Raw genomic sequence first — 7,043 nt, 5'->3', positions numbered from 1 at the left:
GGCTTTTCCTGCTTGACCAGGGGAAGGTCGGACGACCACATTTGCGGTGTCCTGTCCGCAAAGGGGGGCGTCAGGCCGCCCCCTGGCCTGCCGAGCGAACTCGTCGGGGGTCCGGTAGCTCAGCGACGAATGTGGCCTCCTGGCGTTGAAAAACTCCCGGTAGCCATCCAGGACCACCTGGGCGTGCCGGGCCGAGTAGAACACCTCCTGGTTCAGGCACTCCTCCCGCAGCCGAGAGTGAAAACTCTCGGCGAACCCGTTCTGCCAGGGTTTTCCAGGCTGAATAAACCGGGTGCCGATGTCCTGAACGGCCAGTTTTCGGGGAGCAGACCATCCCCTGCCGAGGGGGAAAGCTGGGTGCAGTCGCAGCCGAGAGAAGAGGGACGGTCCGGGGTAAAGGCCATTTCCCCGGTGTAGCAGGAAGGACCTGACGAAATCCTGGCAGCGACCATTCATGAAAAGAGAAGCCAAGCGGGGAGCCAGACGGGTGGGATGGGAATGAAGGGCAGGGGAAAAGGGGCTGAAGCTTTTCCTCTTTTGTATATATTGATTTTGGTGGCTGGCGACCTTCTGTGCAGGTCCGCCAGCTTAAAGCAGCGCCGGGACTGGGCGCGGGGTGAAGCTGGGGCCATCCACACGGGGGCCGTCCGGGGTCCACTCGATGGCGTCGAGGCGCATTCGGCGCGCCGTTTTCTGGGGGTCCCAAGCGTGGTAGACGAGGTAGTCGCGCCCGTCGGGACCCGTGACCACCGAGTTGTGGCCGGGGCCGAGGACGTGGCCGGGGACGGTGCGCAGCAGGGCGGGGCCGTTCCCCGGCGGCTCGGTCCAGGGACCAAAGGGGTGGTCGGCCACCGCGTAGGAGACGCCGTAGCTCGGTTCCTCCCACGCGCCGCCGGAGTAGAAGCAGAAATAGCGTCCGGCCCGCCGAACCACAAACGGCCCCTCCAGGGTGTACCAGTCGTACACCGCCCCGTACATCTCGCGCCCACGCCGATAGAGCTGCCAATCCTGGCTGGCCCGCAGCACGGTGCGGGACGGTCCGGCGAGGCGGGTCATTCCCTCCAGACGGGCCACCGCGAGCGCCGTGCCCACCCGCTCGCCGTCCAGGAAATCGCAAGCGTAATAGAGGTACCAGGTGCCGTCCACGTCCTGAAAAGGATGCGCGTCGATGGTGAAGGGATTGTCGGGCGTGAGCACACTTCCGGAATCCCGAAAAGGCCCCGCAGGCTGGTCCGCGACAGCCACCCGGAGCTGGTGGCCCCGGTCGCCCACCCCCGCCGAGTAGTAGAGGTAGAACTGGCCCGCGTGGTGGGCGACCTCCGGTGCCCAATAGTCGCGGGCCTCTGCACCGGGCAGAGGCTCCAGCGCCCCCCCCAGGGAACGCCAGTGCACCAGGTCGCGGGAGTGCAGCACCTCGAAGACGCGGCCCACCTCATGAGGTCGCCCGCTGGTGCCGTAGGCGTAGTAGTCCTGGCCGTACCGCAGGACAAAGGGGTCAGCGAAATAGCCGGGATACACCGGGTTGGTGTAGGTGCGGGCCGGGCCAGCGTCGGTCATGGCGTCTCCGGGGGGGCAGGAATAAAGATTCGGTCAATCGGGTGACCGCAGTGTGACAGAGAGGGCGAGCAAGCGGGGTGATATGCTCGCGTCAAGCAATCCTTTAGACATGGCGGCTGCCGAACGAGCGAGGTTCGGCGGGGCTTTCTGTTCCTGGAGTGGCTGCCTTTGAAGTCAGGAGCGCCTGCGCCCACCGCCGAGGATTGCGTCCCCCTTCCCTCTTTTTCCAGGAGGCACCATGAACCGGACCCTCAGTGTTACCGCCCTGCTTCTCGCGGCTGGTCTCGGCGGCGTTGCCGCGGCCCAGACTTCAACCTACCGGGGGCCAAAGGTTACCCTGACGTACCTGCACGGCTTTACCGGAGCTGACCGCCCGGTGATGGAGCGGCTGATTGCCCAGTTCAATGCGGCGCACCCCAACATCGAGGTAAGGGCGCAGGCCCAGCCCTGGGGCACCACCTGGCAGCAACTGCCGTCGCTGGTGGCTTCGGGCCGTGCCCCCGACATTGTGGTCATCAACGAGGACCAAATCACCAACTTCATCGCGCGGGGGGCCGTCTCGCCTCTGAGTGACGCGGAGCTGCGGGCGGCGGGCATTCAGAAGTCGCGCTTTTACGGGCCGCTGTTTAAAACTGCCGACTATGAGGGCAAGTCCTACGGGGTCCCGATTTCCTCGGTGGCGTACGTCATGTTCTACAACAAGGACCTGATGAAGAAAGCCGGGGTCACGAAAGTCCCCACCACCCGCGCCGAGCTGCTCGCGGCGGCCCGCACCTGCACGACCGACCGGGCGGGGCGCAAACCGGGGCAAGCGGGCTTTGACCCGAAGAACCTCGACACCTGGGGCATCAGCCTCTACAACAACTGGGTGGGCGCACGGATGGCCTACGCCGCCATCCTGCAAAACGGCGGCTCGCTCGTCGACAAGAACCTCAATGCGAGCTTCAACTCGCCGCAGGCCGTCGAAGCCGTGCAGTTCCTCGTGGACTTGGTTCAGAAGCACAACGTGGCCCGGCCCAACAGCACGGAAGAAGCTGAACTCGCGGCCTTTAGCCAGGGCAAGGTGTGTTTCTTCCCATCGGGGCAGTGGTACCTCGACCGCTTTGAGAGCCAGAAGCTGAACTTCGGGGTGGCTTTTGTGCCGCGCATCGGCTCCAAGCAGGACGCGGCCTGGGGCGGCAGCAGCCACATGACCCTGCCGCGGCAGCGGGCCGGGTACGACCCCAACAAACGGCAGGCGGCCCTCACCTTTATCAACTGGATGACCTCGCCCGCGCAAAACCTCACCTGGACGGAAACCGGCAGCCTACCGGTGATGCCCGCGGTGGCGCAAAACAAGGCGTTTGAAAGCCGGCCCATCGCAGGCGTCTTCGAGAAGTTGGACAACATCTACGCGACCTCCGGCTTCCCTTGGGGCGGGCAGGTGCTCGGTCCCTTTGACAACGCTTGGGCCAACGCTTACAGCGGCAAAATGAGCGTGAAAGCGGCCCTCGACGCCGGGGTCAACGAGGCGAACAAGCAGATTGCGCAGGCGCGCAAGACCTTCCAGTAACTCCCAGTTTGGCCAAGGTAGGTAAGGAAGAAAAGGGACAGGGCAGGCTTCCCCGGCATGTTGGGGGATTCCCCCCCTGCCCTGCTGCCGAGGAGGTACGCCATGACCGGCTTACGACCTGTCCCGCCCACCCGCGAGGGCCGAGTGTGTCCTCCCTCGCGGTGGCCTTGGTACCCACCGGGGGTCCAGCCATGAGCCTGAGCGTGCCGGGCCAGGAGGGGACGCGCCCTCCCCTGACCCGCCGCCGCCGCAGAGGGAAGCGCGAGGGCCATCCGCTCTCTCCTTACCTCTATCTGCTGCCCTTCATGGCGCTGTTTGCGGTGTTTGTGGTGTATCCGGTGGGCTATGGCCTGTGGGTGAGCCTGCACCGCTGGGACCTGCTCGCCGAGACCCGGCCCTTTGTGGGGCTGGAGTACTACCGCAACCTCTTTGACCCGGAAACGCCGCAATCGCAGTTTTTCTGGAACTCGATGAAGAACACCGGCTTTTTCACGCTCGTGAGTGTGCCGCTCCTCATCGGCACGGCGTTGGGGCTGGCGCTGCTGCTGCACCGGCCCATCTTCGGGCGGGCCTTGTTTCGGTCGGTGTTCTTTTTGCCGGGGATTCTGACGGTGTCGGTGATGGGCATCCTGTGGCGCTGGATGTTCGACAACCAGATTGGGCTGGTGAATGCCGTTCGCAGCGACCTGTTCGGCTTGCCGCCCGTGCCCTTTCTCTCGTCCGAGGGGCTGGCCTGGGTCCCCGTGATTGTGGGCACCGTCTGGTGGACGATTGGCTTTAACATGACCCTCTATCTCGCCGCACTGGGCAACATCTCGCCGAGCTACTACGAGGCCGCCGACATCGATGGGGCCACCTCCTGGGCCAAGTTCCGCTTTATCACCTGGCCGCTGCTGGGGCCGGTCACGCTGTTTGTGTTCGTGACGACCGTGCTGGCGAGCTTCCAGCTCTTCGGGCAGACGCTGGTGATTACGGGGGGCGGCCCCAACCGCACGACCCAAAGCGTGATGCAGTACATCACCGAGGAAGCTTTTGCCAACAACCAGTTCTCCAGCGCCTCGGCGATGGCCTTTTTGTTCGGGCTGGCCATGCTGGTGTTTACGTACTTGCAGTTCCGCATCATGGCGCGGGACGCGAGGGGCGGGGAGGAGGGATAGGGTGGCCGCGCCCTCGACCCGCGCCTCAGCAGCCCCGCAGACCAGGGCAGGAAGGCCCCCTGGCCGCTTCCGGCTGCCGCGTGACCTGCCGCGTTTCGCGCTGCTGTGCGTGCTGGCCGTCATCTTCCTCGCACCGGTGTATTGGATGCTGGCGACCTCGGTCAAGCCGGAAGTGGACGTCATCTCCACGCCGACCCAGTGGGTGCCCGCCCGGCCCACCCTGGAGAACTACCGCGAGGTGCTGACCTCACCCGACGGCAACATCCTGCGCTGGATGTGGAACTCCTTTTTCGTTGCGACGGTCTTCACGGTGCTGCACGTGGCGCTGTGTGCGCTGACCGCCTATCCGCTTGCGCGGATGCGCTTTCCAGGGCGCGAGGCGATTTTCTGGTTCATCCTGGGGTCGATGATGGTGCCGGGCATCGTCACCCTGATTCCCACCTACCTGATGATGATTCGCTTCGACTGGATCAACTCCTTCCACGCGCTCATCTGGCCGGGGCTGGCGGGGGCTTTTGGGGTGTTTTTGTTGCGGCAGTTTTTTCTGAGCATTCCCCGCGAGTTGGAGGAAGCGGCGCGGCTGGACGGCGCGAGCAGCTTGCAAGTGCTGCGGCACGTGATTTTGCCGCTGAGCATTCCTTCACTGGTCACGCTGGGGGTGTTTGCCTTTATGGGGTCGTGGAACAACTTCATCTGGCCAACCTTTGTGATTACCGACCTCGACAAGCTCACGTTGCCCGTCGGCGTGAACACCTTTTCGCAGCGCTACGTGACCGACTACGGCAAATTGATGGCCTCGACGGCCATCGCCAGCATCCCGGTGCTGGTCGCCTACCTGCTCGCGCAGCGCTACCTGATTGAAGGCCTGTCGACGACAGGCCTCAAGGAGTGAGATGCGGAACAGTCGTCTCTTGGCCCCTCCCCTGCTCGTCGCCGCCTTGCTGGAAGGAGGGTTGCCCGCCTGGGCGGGAGGAAACGAGCCGCCCGCGGCGGGGCGACCCGCCACCTATACCAACCCCGTCATTCCCGACGACTTTCCCGACCCCTTCATCCTGCGGGTGGGAAGGACCTATTACGCCTACGGCACGAACAGCGGCGGGGTGGACCTGCCCGTCTTGAGGAGCAGCGACCTTGTGCGCTGGCAGCGGGTGGGTGAAGGGATGGGACGGCTGGGCAGCTGGGCGACGGGGGGCTATACCTGGGCACCGGAGGTGGCCCGCACGAGCGCCGGATACGTGCTGTACTACACCGCCCGCCACGTAGGGAGTGGCCGCCAGTGCATCGGCGTGGCGGTGAGCCAGCGGCCCACTGGCCCCTTCAACGACACGCGGGGCACGCCGCTGGTGTGTCAGCTTGACCTCGGCGGGAGCATCGATGCCAGCCCCTTTCAGGACCGGGACGGGCAGCGCTACCTGTACTGGAAAAACGACGGCAACTGCTGCGGGCAGTTTACGGGCATCTGGGTGCAAAAACTCAGCGCGGACGGCCTCAGGCTCGTCGGGAATCCCACCGACCTGCTGTACAACGGGGCGCTGTGGGAGGGCAGCGTCATCGAAGCGCCGCAGGTGTATGCACGGGCAGGCAAGTACTACCTCTTTTACAGCGCCGCCGACTACAACAGTGACACCTACGCGGTGGGCTACGCGGTGGCCTCCCGCCCGACCGGTCCCTTTCGCAAGGTCAGCCGTGAGGAGCCGTGGCTGGCGACCACCGGCAAGGTGGCCGGACCCGGCGGGCAGGGCATCATCACCGATGGCCGGGGGCAAACCTGGCTGTATTACCACGCCTGGACTGTTGGAAAGGTGGGCTACGAACGGGGTGGGCAGCGCTCCATGCGGCTTGACGCCCTCAGCTGGAAGAACGGCTTGGCGGTGCTCCGCGGCCCCAGCCTGACTCCGCAAGCCGCTCCGGCGCGGCCCTAGGGCCGTTCCAGCTCAGGCCTCTGGTGGCTGGGTCGGCGGCGCTCCTTGTGGCGGTACATAGCGCGGTCGGCGCGGGCCAGCCAAGCGCCCCCGCTTTCGCCCGGCTGCCACCGCGCCCCGCCCACGCTGGCACCCGCCTGAGGGTAGGTGCGCCGAACTTCCCCAGCGACCGCTTCGACGAGGGTCTCTAGACGGGCAGCCGCCTGGCCCGGCAGCAGCAGGGCGAACTCGTCGCCGCTGATGCGGTAGGCACGGCCCCCCGGCCCCGCTGCCTGAGCGAGGCCGTGTGCGAAACGGCGCAGCAGGTCGTCCCCGGCGGCGTGGCCTAGGGTGTCGTTGACTCCCTTAAGGCCGTCGACGTCCATCACGGCGAGAAGTGCCCCCACGCGCCAGGGCCAGGTGGCGAGGTCGTGCTCCAGGGCGCGGCGGTTGAGCAGGCCCGTCAGGGGGTCGCGGTGCGCCAGCTCGTGCAGGGTCTGCGCGCGGGCATGCGCCTCGGCGAGGGCGACCCGCGCTTCGGCGAACGAGCGCAGGGCCAGGATGAGCATGCCGTGGGTAAAGACCAGGGTCAGGGGCAGCGCTGGGCCATCAAAGGCTCCCAGCTGTCCGTAGCTCTGCCAGCTGTAGGGAAGGGCCACCAGCAGCAGCAAGGCCAGGGCGAGCAGCGACTGGCCCTGGGCCACCACAGGCTTGCGCCGCATAAAGAGGAATACGTACAGGGAGGTTGTGTGCAGCAGGGTCCCCAAGCGGGCCATCGGCGTGGCGGGATGGTCCGGCAGGACGTAGAACGACCCCGCCCATCCCCCCAGCAGGACGAGCAGGTAGGCTACCGGGAAGTGCTCGCGCACCCGCGCC

At 65.9% G+C, this 7,043-nt stretch carries 7 protein-coding genes (1 of these 7 only partly in view); 4 read left to right on the top strand and 3 right to left on the bottom strand.

Annotated features, from left to right (window positions below; translation table 11 throughout):
* Positions 1 to 456, bottom strand: a 456-nt coding sequence (locus H565_RS17045; RefSeq protein WP_425387398.1) for an integrase core domain-containing protein, incomplete at its 3' end; no start/stop codon positions are given.
* 132 nt (positions 457 to 588) lie between these two features.
* The gene (locus H565_RS0108600; protein WP_027460678.1) at positions 589 to 1,557 is read right to left on the bottom strand and encodes a glycoside hydrolase family 43 protein; all 969 of its coding nucleotides are present in this window, start codon (positions 1,555 to 1,557) and stop codon (positions 589 to 591) included.
* A 238-nt stretch (positions 1,558 to 1,795) separates the two neighbouring features.
* Between H565_RS0108600 and H565_RS0108595 the strand changes: the two genes are divergently transcribed.
* The 4 genes from H565_RS0108595 to H565_RS0108580 all read left to right on the top strand — a co-directional run bounded on the left by H565_RS0108595 (position 1,796) and on the right by H565_RS0108580 (position 6,188).
* Positions 1,796 to 3,109 carry an ABC transporter substrate-binding protein gene (locus H565_RS0108595; protein ID WP_027460677.1) on the top strand — a complete coding sequence of 438 codons (1,314 nt, stop codon included), beginning with the start codon at positions 1,796 to 1,798 and terminating at the stop codon, positions 3,107 to 3,109.
* 191 nt (positions 3,110 to 3,300) lie between these two features.
* Positions 3,301 to 4,266 (top strand): carbohydrate ABC transporter permease, encoded by a 966-nt coding sequence (locus H565_RS0108590; protein ID WP_027460676.1) that lies wholly within the window; start codon positions 3,301 to 3,303, stop codon positions 4,264 to 4,266.
* Between the two features lies 1 nt (position 4,267).
* The gene (locus H565_RS0108585; RefSeq protein ID WP_027460675.1) at positions 4,268 to 5,158 is read left to right on the top strand and encodes a carbohydrate ABC transporter permease; all 891 of its coding nucleotides are present in this window, start codon (positions 4,268 to 4,270) and stop codon (positions 5,156 to 5,158) included.
* Position 5,159: 1 nt separating this feature from the next.
* Positions 5,160 to 6,188, top strand: coding sequence for a glycoside hydrolase family 43 protein (locus H565_RS0108580; protein WP_027460674.1), 1,029 nt, complete (start codon positions 5,160 to 5,162; stop codon positions 6,186 to 6,188).
* Here H565_RS0108580 and H565_RS15760 read toward each other — a convergent pair.
* Positions 6,185 to 7,043, bottom strand: the 3' portion of a protein-coding gene (locus H565_RS15760) for a GGDEF domain-containing protein (RefSeq protein WP_027460673.1). Its footprint extends 191 nt past the window's final position; the window shows 859 of its 1,050 coding nt (coding positions 192-1,050); its start codon lies off the right edge, out of view; its stop codon occupies positions 6,185 to 6,187. The genes H565_RS0108580 and H565_RS15760 overlap by 4 nt on opposite strands.

The organism is Deinococcus murrayi DSM 11303 (assembly GCF_000482805.1).
Lineage (GTDB): Bacteria > Deinococcota > Deinococci > Deinococcales > Deinococcaceae > Deinococcus > Deinococcus murrayi.
This window is presented reverse-complemented; position numbering and strand designations above follow the sequence as displayed.

What these genes read in the sequence shown, in the direction of transcription:
- H565_RS0108600 (WP_027460678.1), bottom strand. Translation starts at nt 1,557, where the DNA reads ATGACCGACGCTGGCCCGGCCCGCACCTACACCAACCCGGTGTATCCC.
- H565_RS0108595 (WP_027460677.1), top strand. Translation starts at nt 1,796, where the DNA reads ATGAACCGGACCCTCAGTGTTACCGCCCTGCTTCTCGCGGCTGGTCTC.
- H565_RS0108590 (WP_027460676.1), top strand. Translation starts at nt 3,301, where the DNA reads ATGAGCCTGAGCGTGCCGGGCCAGGAGGGGACGCGCCCTCCCCTGACC.
- H565_RS0108580 (WP_027460674.1), top strand. Translation starts at nt 5,160, where the DNA reads ATGCGGAACAGTCGTCTCTTGGCCCCTCCCCTGCTCGTCGCCGCCTTG.